General features: G+C 64.3%; 19 protein-coding genes. 8 read left to right on the forward strand and 11 right to left on the reverse strand.

The window, feature by feature from the left end; translation table 11 throughout:
* Positions 1 to 74 precede the first annotated feature (74 nt).
* Together AC097O_RS01920 and AC097O_RS01925 are read left to right on the forward strand one after the other, a co-directional pair.
* Positions 75 to 701 carry a TetR/AcrR family transcriptional regulator gene (locus tag AC097O_RS01920; protein ID WP_479591196.1) on the forward strand — a complete coding sequence of 209 codons (627 nt, stop codon included), beginning with the start codon at positions 75 to 77 and terminating at the stop codon, positions 699 to 701.
* Positions 702 to 796: 95 nt separating this feature from the next.
* Positions 797 to 1,771: a DMT family transporter gene (locus tag AC097O_RS01925; RefSeq protein ID WP_479591197.1), complete on the forward strand. Its 975-nt coding sequence runs from the start codon at positions 797 to 799 to the stop codon at positions 1,769 to 1,771.
* On the opposite strand, the gene AC097O_RS01930 is transcribed toward AC097O_RS01925, so the two are convergent.
* Both AC097O_RS01930 and AC097O_RS01935 read right to left on the reverse strand, forming a co-directional pair.
* Positions 1,772 to 3,433: a GMC family oxidoreductase gene (locus AC097O_RS01930; protein WP_479591198.1), complete on the reverse strand. Its 1,662-nt coding sequence runs from the start codon at positions 3,431 to 3,433 to the stop codon at positions 1,772 to 1,774. It abuts the gene before it with no gap.
* A gap of 31 nt (positions 3,434 to 3,464) precedes the next feature.
* Entirely contained in the window at positions 3,465 to 4,838 is a 1,374-nt protein-coding gene (locus AC097O_RS01935; protein WP_479591199.1) for a Fic family protein, read from the reverse strand.
* A 222-nt stretch (positions 4,839 to 5,060) separates the two neighbouring features.
* Here AC097O_RS01935 and AC097O_RS01940 point away from each other — a divergent pair, with 222 nt between their 5' ends.
* The 4 genes from AC097O_RS01940 (at position 5,061) to AC097O_RS01955 (ending at position 6,831) form a co-directional block, all read left to right on the forward strand.
* Positions 5,061 to 5,285, forward strand: coding sequence for a hypothetical protein (locus AC097O_RS01940; protein WP_479591200.1), 225 nt, complete (start codon positions 5,061 to 5,063; stop codon positions 5,283 to 5,285).
* A gap of 8 nt (positions 5,286 to 5,293) precedes the next feature.
* A complete protein-coding gene (locus AC097O_RS01945; RefSeq protein ID WP_479591201.1) occupies positions 5,294 to 5,524 on the forward strand; it encodes a hypothetical protein in 231 nt (76 codons plus the stop codon).
* A 109-nt stretch (positions 5,525 to 5,633) separates the two neighbouring features.
* Entirely contained in the window at positions 5,634 to 6,350 is a 717-nt protein-coding gene (locus AC097O_RS01950; protein ID WP_479591202.1) for a DUF5343 domain-containing protein, read from the forward strand.
* On the forward strand, positions 6,340 to 6,831 hold the full coding sequence (locus AC097O_RS01955; protein ID WP_479591203.1) for a TIGR02391 family protein: 492 nt from the start codon (positions 6,340 to 6,342) through the stop codon (positions 6,829 to 6,831). Before AC097O_RS01950 ends, AC097O_RS01955 begins: the two co-directional genes overlap by 11 nt.
* 476 nt (positions 6,832 to 7,307) lie before the next feature.
* Here AC097O_RS01955 and AC097O_RS01960 read toward each other — a convergent pair whose 3' ends face one another.
* The gene (locus tag AC097O_RS01960) at positions 7,308 to 7,775 is read right to left on the reverse strand and encodes a VOC family protein (RefSeq protein WP_479591204.1); all 468 of its coding nucleotides are present in this window, start codon (positions 7,773 to 7,775) and stop codon (positions 7,308 to 7,310) included.
* A 47-nt stretch (positions 7,776 to 7,822) separates the two neighbouring features.
* Positions 7,823 to 8,731 (reverse strand): LysR family transcriptional regulator, encoded by a 909-nt coding sequence (locus AC097O_RS01965; RefSeq protein ID WP_479591205.1) that lies wholly within the window; start codon positions 8,729 to 8,731, stop codon positions 7,823 to 7,825.
* 203 nt (positions 8,732 to 8,934) lie between these two features.
* On the opposite strand from AC097O_RS01965, the gene amaB reads away from it, so the two are divergent.
* Together amaB and AC097O_RS01975 are read left to right on the forward strand one after the other, a co-directional pair.
* On the forward strand, positions 8,935 to 10,452 hold the full coding sequence (gene amaB, locus AC097O_RS01970) for an L-piperidine-6-carboxylate dehydrogenase (protein WP_479591206.1): 1,518 nt from the start codon (positions 8,935 to 8,937) through the stop codon (positions 10,450 to 10,452).
* Positions 10,445 to 12,124: a thiamine pyrophosphate-binding protein gene (locus AC097O_RS01975; protein ID WP_479591207.1), complete on the forward strand. Its 1,680-nt coding sequence runs from the start codon at positions 10,445 to 10,447 to the stop codon at positions 12,122 to 12,124. Before amaB ends, AC097O_RS01975 begins: the two co-directional genes overlap by 8 nt.
* A 47-nt stretch (positions 12,125 to 12,171) precedes the next feature.
* Here the strand turns inward: AC097O_RS01975 and AC097O_RS01980 are convergent, their stop codons facing one another.
* From AC097O_RS01980 to AC097O_RS02010, 7 genes are read right to left on the reverse strand one after another with little or no spacing between them, the layout of a single operon-like run.
* Entirely contained in the window at positions 12,172 to 13,239 is a 1,068-nt protein-coding gene (locus tag AC097O_RS01980; RefSeq protein ID WP_479591208.1) for an ABC transporter substrate-binding protein, read from the reverse strand.
* A 42-nt stretch (positions 13,240 to 13,281) separates the two neighbouring features.
* Positions 13,282 to 14,391, reverse strand: a complete 1,110-nt coding sequence (locus tag AC097O_RS01985; protein WP_479591209.1) for an NAD(P)/FAD-dependent oxidoreductase — start codon at positions 14,389 to 14,391, stop codon at positions 13,282 to 13,284.
* The gene (locus AC097O_RS01990) at positions 14,388 to 15,779 is read right to left on the reverse strand and encodes an FAD/NAD(P)-dependent oxidoreductase (protein ID WP_479591210.1); all 1,392 of its coding nucleotides are present in this window, start codon (positions 15,777 to 15,779) and stop codon (positions 14,388 to 14,390) included. Before AC097O_RS01990 ends, AC097O_RS01985 begins: the two co-directional genes overlap by 4 nt.
* Positions 15,776 to 16,075 carry a (2Fe-2S)-binding protein gene (locus AC097O_RS01995; RefSeq protein ID WP_479591211.1) on the reverse strand — a complete coding sequence of 100 codons (300 nt, stop codon included), beginning with the start codon at positions 16,073 to 16,075 and terminating at the stop codon, positions 15,776 to 15,778. The genes AC097O_RS01990 and AC097O_RS01995 overlap by 4 nt, the downstream gene beginning before the upstream one ends.
* 2 nt (positions 16,076 to 16,077) lie before the next feature.
* Entirely contained in the window at positions 16,078 to 16,869 is a 792-nt protein-coding gene (locus AC097O_RS02000; RefSeq protein WP_479591212.1) for an ABC transporter permease, read from the reverse strand.
* Between the two features lie 5 nt (positions 16,870 to 16,874).
* Complete coding sequence (locus AC097O_RS02005) at positions 16,875 to 17,723, reverse strand: ABC transporter permease (RefSeq protein ID WP_479591213.1); 849 nt, start codon at positions 17,721 to 17,723, stop codon at positions 16,875 to 16,877.
* Complete coding sequence (locus AC097O_RS02010) at positions 17,720 to 18,802, reverse strand: ABC transporter ATP-binding protein (RefSeq protein ID WP_479591214.1); 1,083 nt, start codon at positions 18,800 to 18,802, stop codon at positions 17,720 to 17,722. The genes AC097O_RS02005 and AC097O_RS02010 overlap by 4 nt, the downstream gene beginning before the upstream one ends.
* Between the last annotated feature and the right edge of the window lie 161 nt (positions 18,803 to 18,963).

Here is an 18,963-nt window from a genome sequence, read left to right on the forward strand (position 1 = left end):
ATGCTCACATTGCTGCGCTGGTGTTTATTGACTCCTGGCCATATCATAAAAAACGCTCACATATTGGAACCGCCATGCCCACGCCGCGCCTCTACCACCACGGCAACCTGCGCCAAACCTTGCTGAACGCAGCCGTGCTGCTGGCCGAAGAGGTGGGCACCGAGCGCCTCAGCCTGCGCGAAGTGGCCCGCCGTGTGGGCGTGGCACCCAGTGCGCCGTACCGGCATTTCGCCTCGCGCAAAGCCTTGCTGACGGCGGTGGCCGAAGAAGCCACCGAGCGCTTGCGCATCGGCATGGTCACCGGCGTGGCCGCCCACCGGCTGCATGGCCTGGAGCAGTTGCAGGCGCTGGGCGAGGCCTATCTGGGCTGGGCCGAGCAGTACCCCATGCACTTTCGGGTGGTGTCGGCCCGCGACCAGATCGACTACGCCGCCGCCAGCGGCATGGTGCAGCGCAACCAGGAGCTGCGCGATATGACGGTGCAAGCGGTTCAACTGGCCCAGCAGCAAGGCGCGGCGCAGACCTTCGACCCGCAAACCCTGGCGGTACTGGCCCGGGCTACCGTCTACGGCCTGGCCCGCATGCAGACCGACGGGCATTTCGCACAGTGGGGCCTGGATTCGGCCACCGGCTGGCAGAGTGCGCACAAGCTGTTGGGGGTGTTTATTGGCTTGCTGGGCCAGGCAGCGCCGAAGGCTTAAGAAGGTGTCGCATACCAGCTACTTTGTGGTGCCGTATTGAAAGCAAGCATCTGCCGAACGCCTAGCCTCATGTCCTATACAACCGGGGGATGGGGATGGGAAAACAGCTGATGCTGGGCGTGGCGGCCGCCATATTTGCCGCGTTTGCATGGTCGCTGGGCTTTATTGCCCCCTACGTGATCGGCCCCTACTCCATCTACGACCTGGCGGTGTGCCGGTTTTTAATCTCGGGCGTGTTGGCGCTGGGCATCTTGCTGGCCGCGCCCGGCCAGTTGCGTGGGCTCACGGCCATGGACTGGCTGGTGGCAGCCTGGCTGGGACTGATTGGCTACGTGGGCTACTTTTTGACCATCGCCGCCGCCGTGATCTACGCCGGGCCGATCATCCCCCCGGCCTTTGTGGCCACGGTGCCGGTGGTGCTGGCCATCATCGGCAACTTCGGGCCCGACCGTATCTCCTGGCGCAGCCTGGTGCCGCCCCTGGCGCTGGCCCTGGTGGGGCTGCTGCTGGTCAACGCAGAGGGCCTGACCCACTCCAGCGATACGCCCATGGGCCACACGCTGCTCGGCATAGGTTTCTCCATCGCCGCCGTGGCGCTGTGGACGCTGTTTGGCATCAGCAACCAGGCGGCGCTGCGCAAGCGCCCCCACATGGGCGCACTCACCTGGACCGGCATGATGATGCTGGGCGGCACCGTCGAGGTGGTGGCCTTCATCCCGCTGGGGCTGTCGCTGGATTTGTTCTACGTGCCGCGCATCGGCCTGGCATGGGACACGGCTGCGCCCTTGTTTGCGTCGGCGCTGGTGCTGGCGGTGCTGGGCTCGATTGGCGCGTCGTGGGCCTGGTCCATCGCCACCCGGCGCCTGCCGATTGGCCTGGCCGGGCAACTCATCGTGACCGAAACCATCTTTGCCACCACCTTCGGCCTGATCGCCAGCCAGCGCTGGCCCAGCCTGTCCGAGGCCTGCGGCATCACGCTGTTGCTGGTGGGGGTGATTACCGCCGTGGGTGCGTTTCACCGGGCGCAGCAACCGGGGGCCACACTGGGCGGCAAGCAGCAAGCGACCTGATCAATCCCCGGCCAGGATCCAACGCGCAGCCTTCTCGGCAATCATCAGCGTGGGGCTGTTGGTGTTGCCACTGGTGATGGTGGGCATCACGCTGGCATCCACCACCCGCAAACCGCGCACGCCGCGCACCCGCAAATGGCTGTCCACCACAGCCCACGGGTCGCTGGCACGGCCCATTTTGGCGGTGCCCACCGGGTGGAAAATGGTGGTGCCGATATCGCCCGCCAGACGGGCGAGCTGCTCGTCGGTCTGGTACTGCGTACCGGGCTTGAACTCTTCGGGCTGGTAGCGGGCCATGGCCGGTTGCGCGGCGATGCGGCGGGTGAGGCGCAGCGAATCGGCGGCGATCTGCCGGTCCTCCATGGTGGCCAGGTAGTTGGGGGCGATGCACGGCGCGTCCTCAAAGCGCGGGCTCTGGATGCGCACGCTGCCCCGGCTCGTGGGGTTGAGGTTGCACACGCTGGCGGTGATGGCCGGGAAACCATGCAAGGGCTGGCCAAAGGCCTCCAGGCTCAGCGGCTGCACGTGGTACTGCAGGTTGGCATTGGCGCGCGTGGCATCGCTGCGCGCAAAAATGCCCAGCTGCGACGGTGCCATGCTCATCGGCCCGCTGCGGTGCAAGGCGTATTCCAGCGCAATCTGCGCCTTGCCCCACAGCGTGCTGGCCAGGGTGTTGAGGGTGCGTGCGCCCTGCACCTTGTACACCGAGCGGATCTGCAAATGGTCTTGCAGGTTGCCGCCCACGCCCGGCACATCGGCCACTACCGGCAGGCCCTGCGCCTGCAGCAAGGCCGCGTCGCCCACGCCCGAGAGTTGCAGAATCTGCGGCGAGCCCACCGCCCCGGCGCTCAACACCACCTCACGCCGAGCATGCACGGTACGGCGCACGCCCTGCTGCACCAGCTCCACGCCGCTACACACCGGCAGGCCGTCCACCCCCGGCGTGAACAGCAGGCGGCACACCTGGGCACCGGTCCACACCGCCAGGTTGCTGCGCTGTTTGCGGATGGGCCGCAGGAACGCTTTGGACGCATTCCAGCGCCAGCCGCTGCGCTGGTTCACCTCGAAATAGCCCACGCCCAGGTTGTCGCCCCCATTGAAGTCGGCCACCGCCGGAATGCCCTCTTGCTGCGCCGCCAGCGCAAACGCGTCCAGCACATCCCAGCGCAGGCGCTGCTTCTCCACCCGCCACTCGCCACCGTGGCCGTGCAGCGCGGCAAAGGCCTGGGCATCCTTGTTGGAGGCCTGCGTGGCATCCAGCCGGTAATGGTCTTCGTGGGCGCGAAAGTCGGCCAGGCAATGCTGCCAGCCCCAGGCCTCGTCGCCCGTGGCCTCGGCCCACTGGGCGTAGTCGCGGGCCTGGCCGCGCATGTAAATCATGCCGTTGATGCTGGAGCAGCCGCCCAGCGTCTTGCCCCGCGGGTACAGCAGCGACCGGCCATTCAGCCCCGGCGCGGGATCGGTGCGGTAGCGCCAATCGGTGCGCGGGTTGTCGATGCAGTACAGGTAACCCACCGGGATGTGGATCCACGCATAGTTGTCCGGCCCGCCCGCCTCCAGCAGCAGCACGCTGCGGTTTTTGTCCGCGCTGAGCCGGTTGGCCAGCAGGCAGCCCGCGGTGCCTGCGCCGATGACGATGTAGTCGAAAGTGGGGGTGTCCATGGGGGGCAGGATAAAACAGGTGGTGGGCAGCCTACCGGGGTCGTCCGGCATCCATCCATCGCTGCACCATACCCCGCGCGAGGTTGTAGCGGGCGCAGTTGTAGGGCTCCAGGTGGTCCAATTCGGTATTGGCGATGGCATACAACGCCGCCTTGTCAGCCGCGGCTACAGGTACCTCCAAAAAAGCGGCTGCCAGCGTTCGCCCGTAGAAGACGACAAACTGCATGAGCTCATTCAGGGCCTGCCGGTAACGGATGCGCAGCGGGTCGGGCGCGGCCAGAGAGGCCCGCAGCACGCTGTATTTTTGGATCGAGCGGCGGTAGATAAATTCAAACAGCTCCACCGCTGCCGCGACGTTGCGCTGCTCATAGATGCCGAGCATGGCTATCGCATAGTCGGTGCGCTCCACGTCCAGGAAGGACAGGGGGGCACAGTTGTGCAGCATGAGCGGCATATTGGCGCTCAAACGGCTCGTGCGCTTGTTGCCATCTGCAAACGGCTGCAGGTAGGCCAGGTTGACCCACAGAAAGAATGCAGCCTCTACCGGGTTGCGGATCTGGCGGGCCTTGTCGATGATGGAATTCAGCGTTTCTTCCAGAAGCGTGGGAATGTTGCTCGGGGCGTACACAGAGCCGTGGATGTTCACCACCCGCTTACGGATGCTGCCAATGTCCCGCGCGTCCGGCAAAAGGTCCTTCATCAACCTGGCCTGCAGGTCAACGATCACGGGCACCGTGATGCCCTCCGTCGGCACCGCGTCGACCATGAATTCGATGGCGTTCTTGTGGTTGAGCAGCATCAGGGTGTCTGCGTCGAAGGGGCCTGCCTGCTCACCGCGCTCAAAAAGTTGTTTGGTGTCGAGCAAGCTCTTGTTGTTGCCCTCCAGGCGCGAGGACGACCAGGACAGGTCGATGAGCAGCTGTTCCAACACTTCGCGGGCATAGGTTCCCGCAGGCTGCTGGTCGCGGCTACGGCCCGCGTTGAACAAATCACTGGCCAACTGCGGTGGCAACAGGCTGGACTGGTTGGGGATGTAGTTGCCCACAAAACTGCTGTCATAGCCTACCGGGGTCCGGGTTCCCAAAGGCGCGTGAAGCGCTTCGACCAGGGGCCGGGCAGCCGGTGACCACTGCAGCGGGCTAGGCCATGTAGGCGTAGTGGGTGCGGCTGAAGGCAAGGCTCCCAATGCAGCCTGGGCCGCATCGGTGGCCACGTACCGGGTGGACCGACCATCCCCCAGCTTCTCCAAATAGCCAAAGGCCAGGAGGTCGCGCAAGGCCCGGTTAATGGTGGGTCTGGAGACCTGAAGGGCCAGCTCCAATGTCCCAGGCTGTACCGGCTTCCCGGTGGTAAGGACCAAGCGCAGCAAGGCTTCGTGGCGGGGCGACAGGGTTGAGGTGGTCATGCTGTAGGGAATCTTGTCATGATGACAAGATTAGGCCCTAATCTAATCAACCTGACAAGATTGTGACAAGATTAAGGGATTGATGACAAGAAAACTTCAGGGGAAAGTCAGGCTATGGCATCTTGAACGATGCCCAATAGCTCCTAAGGCAACTCATACGCTGCCTTAAAAGCCTCACGCGGCCACCATAACCGCCCCTCGTCTCTCCCGGGTCGGGTTGCCGTGTTCGAACGCGCCAACATCTCCAAAGCGCTCTACACCCGCCTCATCCGTGACACGCCCGGCACCTCTATCGGTGCTTACGCCATGGTGCCGTTTGCGCTGCGCCAGGGCACGCAGTTCGATGAGTTGCTCGATGTTTCCAAAGACCACACCGGCCTGCTGCTGGACGAGTCGCGCCCGCCGCAGCGCGTGCGCGGGCCGGGCAAGAAAACGGGGGCGATGTGAAGCGGGAAATGGCTGTTTGCCTGGGCGAGTCTGCCGTGGAAGTGGGCATGCTGATGTTCGAGGCGCGGGGCACGCAGGCCGCCACCAAAGACGCGGGGCAGCTCAACGATTTCAACTACTTGATGTGGGTCAAAGATTTCAGCCGCATGGGTGCCATCCGGTTCCGCGACGACCAAGGCGTATTCCACCGTCCGTCCGGTGCAGCTTTCACCAGACAAGCTGCATCACAGAAAGCATAGTTAATCATCTACCTACAGCTGGACGATAGATAGATTGAGCCTCGCCATGACTGCGGTTGGAATTTCCGTTTACATTTTCTAACAACACATTTAACCAAAAGGAAATGAGATGGCAGACAAACACCCCTACACATCGGGGCCGGGTGGCATTACCCAAGTTATCACACAGCTCAGAAAATCATTTCCAGCCACAGTCACAGCCGACACACTCAAAAAACTTGGAATCGCACCAAACAACGAATCGTATGTTCTGAACATACTCAAGTTTATTGGCGTGTTGGATGCTGAAAACAAGAAGATTTCTCAAGCTGCGACAGTCTTTACCAAGCACGAGTCAAGCGAATTCCAAAAAGGGTTTGGAGCACTCGTTGAGTTGGCATATCACGAGCTGTTTGAGTTACATGGTTCTACGGCGTGGACTTTGGACAGCAACAAACTGATCTCATTTTTTCGCACCCACGACGAAACTAGCGACGTAGTCGGTAGGCGGCAAGCGACAACGTTTCAGATGCTGGCAAAAATCGCTGGAAAACTGTCCGATGACGATGCCGACGTTGCAACTACTAGAGTGAATAAAACAACCAAGAAAGTTGTTCCAGTCAGCAAGAAGGCCACAGCGTCTATTCCTTCAGCCGCAAAAACTACTGAATCAGCCCTAACACCAAGCTCAATACCGCAAGTGCAATTCAATAGTTCGCAAAAAGATGGCGCAGTTGCATTGACAGTACGCATCGAGATAAATTTACCCGCTGGGGGCGATCAGTCAACATACGATGCCATTTTTAAGAGCATCCGGGCAAACCTCATGAATGGTCATGGTGCTTGATATTTTCGAACGAATTGTCCGCGCCTCAGTAGGAGTAATTTCAGAGATCGAGGCCGCAGAAAAACAAGGAGCAGTCGCCATACACCCTTTCGAACTGCACAACATCCATCCAGATTTCCCGGCAAAGGTACGGGGTCTTTTTGACGATGGCTACGGTGCAGAGGCTACGTTTCACGCGTTCAAGTTCATAGAGAAGGTAGTGCAAAAGCACTCGGGGCACGCAGAGATCGGACGCAAGCTCATGATGAATGCCTTCAATAAAAATACTCCGCCAATCAAACTGAACAATCTGTCCAACTCCAGCGAGGAAGATGAGCAAGAAGGATATTCCTTCATCTTCGCGGGTGCTGTTATGGCAATTCGCAATCCCGGTGGGCACGAAATTGAGCTGAGCGACGATCCTGACGTGTGCCTTGAGCACCTAGCATTCGGAACGTTTCTTCTGCGACGCCTTGAGCGTAGCGGCTACAAAACAGCCTAACGCGGGTAGGGGAAATGCATATATTTGCTATTTACTCGAACCAACTTTTCGCAAGTTGGTGCCGACATCCGAACGGTGCATGAGCTTTTTATCAAAGGCGATTTTCAGAGCACCGCCATATATCCTCACGTATTCATGGTTGCGGCAAAGGGTGTCAAGGGTCCAACTAGATCTGCTCACGAAAATTGCATGATGAACGACCGATTGGGCCGGGTCATAAACCTCGCAAAATCTAAATCAAACTCCATTCAAATCCCCAGCTGCCCTATGGATCAAATCCCAAAACGCCCGGTCCCCCCGGCACCTAGGCCAGCGGGCCAACCCTTTTGTGGGACAGTCAGTTAACAGGAACAAGTACGCCTGGGACAGATCCCGCCCATTAGCCGCGGCATCACGCCGTGCCCAGCCCCCGTGTCCAAGCGAAAGAGCCACGAAGGTTCTCGCCCCCCCTGCAGGGCCTCATGGCCTCACCCACCTCACCCCCGCCGCGCCGCCTCAATCCCCGCAATATCAATCTTCCCCATCGTCATCATCGCCGCAAACACCCGCTGGGCCACGGCGGGGTCGGGATCGGATATGCCTTCGATGAGGACACGCGGGGTGATTTGCCAGGACAGGCCCCAGCGGTCTTTGCACCAGCCGCATTCGCTGGCCTGGCCGCCGTTGTGGACGATGGCGTTCCACAGGCGGTCGGTCTCGGCCTGGTCGTCGGTGGCGATCTGGAACGAGAAGGCTTCGCTGTGCTTGCACTGCGGGCCGCCGTTGAGGCCTATGCAGGGAATGCCGACGACGGTGAGCACATCGCCTTGCTTGCCAGCGGGGTAGTCGGTGGGCGCGCGGAAAATTTGGCCCACGGCGCTGTCGGGGAAGGTGGCGGCGTAGAAGTTGGCGGCATCGACGGCGGTGCCGTTGAACCACAGGCACAGGGTGTTTTTGGGGGCCATGGTGTTGCTCCTGGATGAAGGGCAACCATTCTCGTGGGCGGGCCCGCTCAGGGCAAGGCGACCGCAGGCTTTGCCGCCGCCCGAATCCAGTCCCTAAACGCCATCACCAGCGGAGCCTGCGCCCGCGACTCGGGGTAGACCAGGTAGTAGGCGTCGCTGCTCTGCAATGCCTGCGCAAACAACTGCACCAGCGCGCCGGACGCGATTTCGGGCTCGACTAAAAAACGGGGCAGCAGCGCTGCGCCCAGGCCGGAGATTGCCGCCTGGGCAATCATGGCGAACTGCTCGTAACGCGGGCCGCGCAGGGCGTGCTGGCTGTCGGCACCGACCTGCTCGAACCAGTCGGCCCACTGGGTGGGGCGGGTGGTTTGCTGCAGCAGCACAGCTTTTGTCAAATCCTGCACCTGCGCAATGCCCAGCCGCTGCTGGTAGGCGGGGCTGCACACCGGCACCACCTGTTCGTGCATCAGGTACTCGCACACCGCACCGGCCCACAGCGGCGCGCCGAAGTGGATGGCGGCATCCAGCGGCTCCTGGGCGAAATCGAAGGGTTCGCTGCGGGCGGCGATGTTGACGGTGACCTGCGGATGCAGCGCGGCAAAGTCGGACAGGCGGGGGATGAGCCAGCGGGTGCCGAAGGTGGGCAGCACGGCCAGGTTCAGCAGGCCGCCACCGTCGGACCAGGCCATAGTCTTTTGCGTGGCGCTGGCCAACTGCTGCAGCACGGCGCGCACGTCGGCGGCGTAGACGCGGCCCGCGTCGGTGAGCACCACGCGCTGGCGCACGCGGTGGAACACGGCCATGCCCAGCTGCGCCTCCAGTTGGCGGATCTGGCGCGACACCGCGCTTTGCGTGAGGTGCAGCTCCTCGGCCGCGCGCGAGATGCTGGTGTGGCGGGCGGCAGCCTCGAAGGCCAGCAGGTCGGCGATGGGCGGCAAAAAGCTTTTGCGCAGCATGGTAATGCCTTTTAGGAATGAAGACGGGCTCTTGTTCTTAAAGAAAATCCAGGGCTTGTGCTGATTTAATGAGCGTGAGCAGCTCCTATTTGTGCAAGCCACATCAGTTCATTTTCGCATCAAGTCCTTCGCATTTGTCGCTATACAAGCGGCGCAGATTGGGTGATATTGGGGCCACCTATACACCTTATTTCCTTTGCCTTATGCCTGCTACCACCTCCTTGCCCACCGAAGTTGACCAGTTGCTGCAACGCCTGGGCGTACCCCGCGCCAGCTATAGCGGCGGCACACTGGCCGTGCGTTCGCCCACCACCGGCGAGACCATCGCCCACCTGCCGCAGACCTCGCCCACTGAGGCCAGCGCCGCTATCGCCCGCGCCCAGGCCGCTTACCTGGCCTGGCGCACCGTGCCTGCGCCGCGCCGGGGCGAGCTGGTGCGCCTGCTGGGCGAGGAGCTGCGCGCGGCCAAGGCCGACCTGGGCCTGCTGGTCACGCTGGAGGTGGGCAAGGTGCCCAGCGAAGGTGCGGGCGAGGTGCAGGAGATGATCGACATTTGCGACTTTGCCGTGGGCCTGTCGCGCCAGCTCTACGGCCTGACCATCGCCACCGAGCGCGCCGAGCACCGCATGATGGAAACCTGGCACCCCATGGGCGTGGTGGGCGTGATTTCGGCCTTCAACTTCCCCGTGGCCGTATGGTGCTGGAACGCAGCCCTGGCCCTGGTCTGCGGCAACGCCGTGGTGTGGAAGCCGTCCGAGAAAACCCCGCTCACCGCCCTGGCCACCATGGCGATTGCCCAGCGCGCACTGGCCCGTTTTGGCGATGCGCCCGACGGCCTGCTGGAGCTGCTGGTGGGCCAGCGCGACATCGGCGAAGTGCTGGTGGACGACGAACATGTCAAGGTACTGTCCGCCACCGGCTCTACCGCCATGGGCAAAGCCGTGGCCCCGCGCCTGGCGGGCCGCTTTGCGCGGGCGATTCTGGAATTGGGCGGCAACAACGCGGCCATCGTTGCGCCCTCGGCCGACCTGGACCTGGCGCTGCGCGGTATCGCCTTTGCGGCCATGGGCACGGCCGGGCAGCGCTGCACCACGTTGCGCCGCCTGTTTGTGCACGGCAGCGTGTACGACGCCCTGGTGCCGCAGCTGGCCCAGGTCTACGGCAAGGTGCAGGTGGGCGACCCGCGCACGCCTGGCACCCTGGTGGGCCCGCTGATCGACCGCGCTGCGTTTGACGGCATGCAAAAAGCCCTGGAAGAAAGCCGGGCCCTGGGCGCCAAGGTGCACGGCGGCACGCGGGTAGAGAGCGCGCCGGAAGCCTTCTACGTACGCCCCGCTTTGGTGGAGCTGGATGCGCACGCCGGGCCGGTGCTGCGCGAAACCTTTGCGCCCATCCTGTACGTGCTGCGCTACGAGTCGCTGGACCAGGCGATCGACTGGCACAACGCGGTGGGAGCGGGATTGTCCTCATCCATCTTCACGCTGAACATGCGCGAGGCCGAGCGCTTCATGGCCAGCAACGGCTCGGACTGCGGCATTGCCAACGTCAACATCGGCCCCAGCGGCGCCGAGATTGGTGGCGCGTTTGGCGGCGAAAAAGAAACCGGCGGTGGCCGCGAATCGGGCTCCGACAGCTGGAAGGCCTACATGCGCCGCGCCACCAACACCATCAACTACTCCACCCAACTGCCGCTGGCCCAGGGCGTGAAGTTCGATGTCTGAGGCGAACATGCCCCGCAGCGGCGGCCAGATCCTTGTAGACCAGCTTTTGGTGCACGGTGTGCAGCAGCTGTTCTGCGTGCCCGGCGAAAGCTTTCTTGCCGTACTGGATGCTTTGCATGGCGCGCCTATCGCCGTCACCGTGTGCCGCCAGGAAGGCGGCGCAGCCATGATGGCCGAGGCCCAGGGCAAGCTCACCGGCCAGCCTGGCGTGTGCTTTGTGACCCGCGGCCCCGGTGCCACCAACGCCGCAGCGGGCGTGCACATCGCGCACCAGGATGCCACGCCGCTGCTACTGTTTGTGGGCCAGGTGGCGCGTAACGCGCTGGGGCGCGAAGCGTTCCAGGAGCTGGACTACGGCGCGGTGTTCGGCACCATGGCCAAGTGGGTGGTGCAAATTGACGACCCCCAACGCCTGCCCGAGCTGGTGTCGCGCGCTTTCCACGTAGCCACCTCTGGCCGTCCCGGCCCAGTGGTGATCGCCCTGCCAGAAGACATGCTGACCGAAGCCGCCACGGTCACCGATGCCCTGCCATACATGGTTACCGAAACCCACCCCGGCCCCGCGCCGCTGGCCGAGTTGCAGCAGCGGCTGGCGGCAGCGCAGCGCCCGGTGGTCATCCTGGGCGGCAGCCGCTGGTCGGCGCAGGCGGTGCAGCAGTTTCGCGCGTTTGCCGAGGCGTTTGTGCTGCCGGTGTTCTGCTCGTTCCGCCGCCAGATGCTGTTTGACCACAGCCACCCCTGCTACGGCGGCGACCTGGGGCTGGGGGCCAACCCCCGGCTGCTGGCGCGCATCCGCAACGCCGACCTGGTGCTGCTGGTGGGCGGGCGCTTGTCGGAGGTACCGTCGCAGGGCTACACGCTGCTGGGCATCCCCACGCCGCAGCAAAGCCTGGTGCATGTGTACGCCGATGCGGATGAATTTGGCAAGCTGTACCGGGCCGCCCAGTCCATCCACGCCACGCCGCAGGCATTTGCCGCAGCCGCCAGTACGCTGCGCCCGGCAACGCCACCCGTCTGGCAAGCCGAGACGGAGGCCGCCCACGCCGACTACCTGCGCTGGAGCGACCCGGCACCCATCCACATCCCCGGCCCGCTGCAAATGGGCGCGGTGATGCAGCACCTGCGCGAGGTGTTGCCGCCCAACACCATTTTCTGCAACGGCGCGGGCAACTTCGCCACCTGGGTGCACCGCTTCTGGCCGTTTACCACCTACGCCAGCCAGCTCGCACCCACCAGCGGCTCCATGGGCTACGGCCTGCCCGCAGGCGTGGGGGCCAAACGCCTGTGGCCGCAGCGCGAGGTGGTGGTGTTTGCGGGCGACGGCGACTTCATGATGCACGGCCAGGAATTCGCCACCGCCGTGCAATACGGCCTGCCCATCCTCGTGGTGTTGCTGGACAACGCCATGTACGGCACTATCCGCATGCACCAGGAGCGGCACTACCCGGGCCGTATCAGCGCCACCACGCTCCAGAACCCCGACTTCTGCGCCTACGCCCAGGTGTTTGGCGGCCATGGCGAAAAGGTCACCACCACCGCAGAGTTCGCCCCCGCCCTGGCGCGCGCGCGGGCCAGCAGCAAGCCAGCGATATTGCACTGCCTGCTGGACCCGGAGGCGATTACGCCCACCAGCACGCTGCAAAGCATCCGCACTGCGGCCATCACCGCATAAAAAAGGCCACCGAATGAGGTGGCCTTTTTTACGTCTGACGACAGGGCTCAGCGTTCAATCGTCTTGTTCCAGCGCGCGTTCCAGGCCGGGCGGTTGGCGTTGACGCTGTCCCAGTCCAGGGTCACGGCATTCTTCATCCATTTGGTGATGTCGGCCACCTGGGTCGCGCCCTCGCCCACGGCGGGTGCCTTGGGGTTGGTAGGAATCTGCGCGCCGAACTGCAGCACATTGGCCTGGGCCAGCGGGCTCAGCAGAAACTCGGTCAGTTTTTGCGCCAGCTCGGGTTCGCTGTTGTTGGCGATCACGCATTGGCCGACCATCAGCACCACAGAGCCTTCCTTGGGCTGGGCGTATTCCACCGGAATGCCCTTTGTCTTCAGGGCCGCCACCGAGGTGGGCGTGAGCGGAAAGATGGCGGCTTCGCCGGTCTGCACCATCTCCGACAACTTGGCCGAGCTGGGGATGTACTCCAGCACGTTGGGGCCAATCATCGTCGGCCAGGCTTTGAAGCCCGGCTCCACGTTCTTGTCGTTACCGCCTTGGATGCGGTTAAACATCAAAAAGCCGTGCAGTCCAAACGACGAGGACGACATGGACTGGAACACCACCTTGCCCTTGAATTTGGGGTCGGCCAGGTCCATCCACGAGGTGGGCGCGGCCCAGCCTTTTTCCTTGAACATCTTGGTGTTGTAGGCCAGGCCGGTCATGCCCAGACTGACACCGCTGGCCATGTCGTCCTTGAAGCGCGCGGCGGGGTAGATCTCACCCAGCGCAGGACTGGGGCGCTGCTTTTGGCACAGGCCCATGCCGATGGCGCGCACCATGATGCCGTCGTCCAGGAACATCACGTGCATCTGCGGCTTGTCCTTGTTGGCCTGGGCCTTGGCCAGGATGTCGGACGAAGTGCCCGGCACCACCACCACCTTGGCACCGTGCAGCTTTTCGAACGCCGGGAAGACGTACTGGGTGTACGCCTTCTCCATGGTGCCGCCGTTCATGCCGATGTACAGCGTCTTGGTCTGGGCACTGGCCAAGCCGCTGCCGAGCAGGGCGGAGGCGGCTGCGGCGGCGATCAGCCCCCGGCGCACAGTGCGTGAATGGAATACAGGGGACATGGTGAAATCCTTTCAGTGGGTGGTGGGGGCAGAAAAAAGCGGTCAAAAACGGCTAATAGCAAAAGCGTCTATCGGGGTGCTGCTGCGGCCATCGCGGGCCAGCTCGGCCAGCACCTCGCCGACGGCGGGGCCGATCTGGAAACCGGCACCGGCAAAGCCGAAGCCGTGGATGAGTCCGGGCGTGGTCTGGCTCAGGCCCAGCACCGGCTGGCGGTCGGGCAGATAGCCTTCGGTGCCGCTCCAGGTGCGGATGAAATGGGCATGGCGCAGCGCGGGCAATAGCTCCACCGCCTGCACCGACAAGGCGGCGATGGCCGCGCGCTCCGACCGGGCGCGGTCGGCATCCAGCGCCACACCCGCACCACCGCCCAGTACCAGGTTGCCACGTGCCACCTGGCGGCAGTAGATGCCGCCGCCCTCCACGCCCAGGCTCCAGTCCATGAAGAAGGGCAGCGGCTCGGTGACCGCCATGGCCGGATGGCCAGACTGCAGGGGCACGGCCTCGCCAAACTGGGCCGCCAGCGTGCCAGCCCAGGCCCCGGCGCAGTTGAGCAGCACCGGTGCGGTGACTTCCAACGCATTACCGGAGCGCAGCGTGAAATGCTGACCGTCGTGCAGCACCTCGTCGACCGGGCTACGCTCAAAAATCTGCGCCCCCGCACGCCGGGCCGCCTGGGCAAAGGCGGGCGACACCAGGCGCGGATTGGCCTGGCCGTCTTCGGCACACAGCGAGCCGCCCACCGCCTTGCCACCCAGCCAGGGGCAGTGGGCGCGCAGGCGCGGGCCGCTCAGCAGCTCGATGCCCAGGTCGAAGTCGCGGCTCAGTGCGCGGTAGTTCTCCAGCGCGGCCAGGTCGGCCTCGCTGCGCGCAATCTTGAAATGGCCGCTGCGCTGGTATTCGCCGTCGGTGCCAATCAGGTTCGGCAGATCGGCCCAGATGCGGTGCGCGCGCTGGGCCAGCGGCAATTGGCTTACGGGCCGCCCCTGGCGGCGCACGCCACCGTAGTTGACCCCGCTGGAGCGGGAACCGCACAGGTCGCGCTCCAGCAGCGCCACCTGCAAGCCCATGCGCCGCAAGGCCAGCGCCGCCGAAGATCCCACGATGCCGCCGCCCATGATGGCCACATCGGCCTGGATACGCTGGGCCGTCATGCCTGTACCTCCATCGAGGCGTGCACCAGGTGGATGGGAATGGGCTTGATCGGTGCCTGGCCGCGCAAATGGCCCACCTGCTCCACCGGCTTGCCCGTGGCATGGGCCAAAATTTCGGCTGCAGCCACACCGCAGCTACGGCCCTGGCAGCGGCCCATGCCCACGCGGCACAAGGCTTTGAGGCGGTTCATTTCATCGGCACCGGTGGCTTGCACGGTGCGGCGCAATTCACCGGCAGTGATGTGCTCGCAGCGGCAGACCACCAGGTCGTCGGGGGCCTGCGCGGCCCAGCCGACGGGGAACGGGAAAGCCCGCTCCAGACCGGCGCGGAAGGTCTGCAACCGGCGAAGCTTGTGCTCCAGCGCCTGGGCGCGGGCGGCATCCACCGCAACGCCGTGGTCGGCCAGCAAGGCCAGCGCAGCCCGTTCGCCCGCCCACTCGGCCGCGTCCGCACCCATGATGCCCGCGCCGTCGCCCGCCAGGTACACGCCTGCGACGCTGGAGCGGCCTGCGGCATCACGCTCGGGCAGGTGGGCGCGCTGCTGGGGTGCAAAAGCAAAGCGGCAGCCCAGCAGGTCGGCCAGTTGGGTTTCAGAACGCAGGGCGTAACCGAAGCCGATGGCATCGCAGTCCAGCGTGCGCTCCTGCTGGCCGTCATGCCACACCACGGCCCGCACCCGGCTGTGGCCGAGCACCCGCACGGGCCGCACGCCGCTGTGCACGGCCACGCCATGGGCGCGCAACCAGGCCACAAAATACAGGCCCTTGGCCAGCACCGTCGGCTGGGTCAGCAGGGCAGGCAGCGCGGATAGCTGGTCTTGGAAGCGGGCCGTGTCCAGCACGGCCACCACCTCCACACCGGCCTTCGCATACTGGTAGGCCACCAGGTACAGCAAGGGGCCGGTGCCCATGAAGACCACGCGCTGGCCAATCGCACAGCCCTGGAACTTGAGGGCCACCTGGGCACCCCCCAGGGCGTAGACACCGGGCAGGGTCCAGCCGGGAATGGGCAGCACGCGGTCGGTTGCGCCGGTGGCCACGATCAGTTGCCCGTACTGCTGGCTGTGGGTGGTCTGGGTGGGGCCATGCAATACATCCAGCAGGCCGCCCTGGGCGTTCCACACCAGGCTGTCGGGGCGGTAGTCGATCTGGCTTTGCAAACCGTCAAATGCGCCATGCACGGCCTGGGCGCGTGTGGCTTCAAAACCGTACAGGGTCTGCGCCGTGCGCTGGAAATGCGCCGGTGGCCGACGGTAGATCTGGCCGCCTGCGCGCGGGGCTTCGTCCAGTACCACCGGGCGTACGCCATGCGCCACCAGGGTCTGGGCGGCCCGCACGCCGGCCGGGCCAGCGCCCACCACCACGGGCTGCAACAGGCGGTTGGTCATGCCGGTATTCCCCCGGTCAACACATCCATGCCGGCTGCGATGAAGGTGGAGCAAGCGCGCAAGCGGTCGCCCTGTGCCGTCTGCACCCAGCAGTCCTGGCAGGCACCCATCATGCAAAAGCCCGCGCGCGCTTCGCCGCTGAATTCGTTGCGGCGCAATTGGCCGCAGTGGGTCAGTATGGCGGTCAATACCGTGTCGCCGACCAGGGCGCTGGCGGGCTGGCCGTCCAGCGTAAAGGGCACGGCGTCGCGGTCCGTTTCCGCAACGCGGTGCAATAGAGGCAGGCATGCACCCATGGTCAGCGTCCTACCAAAACACGGTCCAGGCCGTAGACTCGGTCCAGCACGATCATGGCGCAAGCCGTGACCGCCACCATCAAGGCCGACACCGCCGCCATCAGCGGGTCGATCGACTCGGTGGCATACATGTACATGCGCACCGGCAGGGTCACCGTACTGGGCGAGGTCACAAAGATCGACATGGTGACTTCGTCGAAGCTGTTGATGAAGGCCAGCAGCCAGCCGCCGGTGACGCCCGGCAGAATCATCGGCAAGGTAATGCGGCCAAACACCTGGGCCTGGCTGGCACCCAGCGACAGGGCCGCATGCTCGGCACTGCGGTCAAAGCCCACCAGCGCCGCCACCACCAGGCGCAAGGTATAGGGCGTGACGATCAGCGCATGGGCGAACACCAGCCAGCCAAAACTGCCGCCCCCACCCACCAGGGCAAACAGGCGCAGCAGCGCCACGCCCAGCACCAGGTGCGGAATGATCAGCGGCGACAGAAACAGGCCGTTCAGAAAGCCGCGCCCCGGGAAGTTGTAGCGGGTAATGGCTATGCCCGCAGGCACGGCCAGCAGCGTGGCCAAGGTGGCCGATGCCAGGGCCAGCCAGAGGCTATTCCAGAATGACTGCATGAAGTCGGGATGGGCAAACACCGCACGGAACCAGCGCAGCGAGAACTCGGTGGTCGGCAAGGTGAGCGTGTTCTCGGGCGTGAACGCCACCACGCAAACCACCAACAAGGGGGCCAGCATAAAGAGGATGACCAGGGCGTTGAACGCCAGGGCGAGAGGGCCGTTTTTGCGCATCGTGATTACCCGAGTGACTTTTTATAGCGGCCTTCAACCAGCCGGTTGTAGCTCAGCATGACCACCAAATTCGCCACCAACAGAATGAGGGCGATGGCCGCGCCCAGCGGCCAGTTCAGCTCGTGCAGGTACTCGTCGTACACCACGGTGGCCACCATCTTCAGCCGCCGCCCGCCCAGTAAGCCGGGAATAGCGAAGGAGCTGGCCGACAGACCAAAAACGATCAGGCTGCCCGACAAAATGCCGGGCATGACCTGCGGCAGCACGATGCGGCGCAAGGTGGTGAAGGGCGTGGCCTTTAGCGACAGCGCGGCGTTTTCCACGCCCGGGTCCAGCTTTTGCAGCGAGGTCCAGACCGGGATCACCATGAAGGGCAGCATCACATGCACCAAGGCCACCACCACCGCGATCTCGGTGTACAGCATCTTGATCGGACCGATGCCCAGCAGCTTGAGCGAGCCGTTGACCAGGCCCTCGGGCCCCAGCAGCATGCTCCAGCCAAAGGCCCGCACCACCACCGACACCAGCAGCGGAGCCAGCACCACCAGCAGCAGAATGGAACGCCAGGGGTTGCCCATGCGGCTCAAAATGTAGGCCTCGGGCGCGCCCACAGCCACGCAGATCAGCGTGACCAGGCCGGATATCCAGAAGGTGCGCCAGAAGATGCCGTAGTAATAGTCGTCGGTAAATACGTGGATGTAGTGCGCCAGCGTGAACTCACCGGCCTTGATGCCGGTGGCTGGGTCAAAGGCATTGAAGGACAGCACCGCCGTCAGCGCCAGCGGCACCAGCAGCAACACGGTGAACAGGACCAGAGCGGGGCCGGACAGCCACCAGGGGGCGACCTTGCTCATGCGGCCACCATCGCCGACAGTGCGGCTTCGTCGGCAGGCAACAGGCGGGTGCAATGCATGGGCCAGTCGATGCCCACGGCATGGCCTTCGTCCAGCGCCGGGCGGCCATCATTGGGGCTGAGCACCATCAGCTCGCCCAAGGCTGTGGCCAGCGCGTACTGCCACTGGCTGCCCAGAAAGAAGCGCTCGCGCACCGTACCGTCCAGTCGGCCTTGACCGGTTTCCACCAATTGCAGCTTCTCGGGCCGCACGCTGAGCAGCACGGCTACGCCGGGGCGCAATCCCACATCGTCCACGTCCACCGTGATCGGCCCCAGGTTGACACGGGAATGGGTACCACCGGCGACCATGCGCCCGGTCAGCAGATTGGCCTTGCCGACGAAGGTGGAGATAAAGCGGGTGCTGGGATGCTCGTAGACGCGGTGCGGGTGGTCGATCTGGGTGGCGCGGCCGCCCTCCATCACCACCACGCGGTCGCTGATGGACATGGCCTCGCTCTGGTCGTGCGTGACCATCACCGTGGTGGTGCCCACCTTGCGCTGGATCTTGCGCAGCTCAAACTGCATTTCTTCGCGCAGCTTGGCATCCAGGTTGGACAAGGGTTCGTCCAGCAACAGCACCGGTGGCTCGATCACCAGGGCGCGGGCCAGGGCCACACGCTGGCGCTGGCCGCCCGACAGCTCGCGGGGGTAGCGGCTGGCGTGGGCTTCCAGGTGCACCAGGGCCAGCGCCTCCTTGACGCGCTCGCTGCGCTCGGCCTTGGGCATCTTGCGCATTTCCAGGCCGAAGCTCACGTTGTCGTCCACCGTCATGTGGGGAAACAGGGCGTAGCTTTGGAACACGATGCCCAGGCCACGGGTGTTGGCCTTGGCATGGGTGATGTCGCGGCCGTCCAGCGCGATGCGCCCGCTGCTCACGGCCTCGAAGCCCGCCACCATCTGCAAGGTGGTGGTCTTGCCGCAACCCGAAGGGCCGAGCAGGGACACGAACTCGCCCTTTTCCACCGTGAGGTCCATGGCCGACACGGCACAGGTGCTGCCGTAGAACTTGGTCACGTTACTGAGCTGCAGGAATGACATACGCGGGCCTCTCTTCTCGTTGCACAAGGAAGCGGTGCCGGGTAGGCACGCGCCACACACCCGATTCAGGAAGTGGTGCACCCTGGTGGTGCAGCCAAGCATCGACGTCGGACTCTTTGGTGTTATCGATTCACTCTATTGCAATAAGCAAACCAACTCGC

The sequence above is a fragment of the Rhodoferax sp. LS1P39 genome (assembly GCF_056521425.1).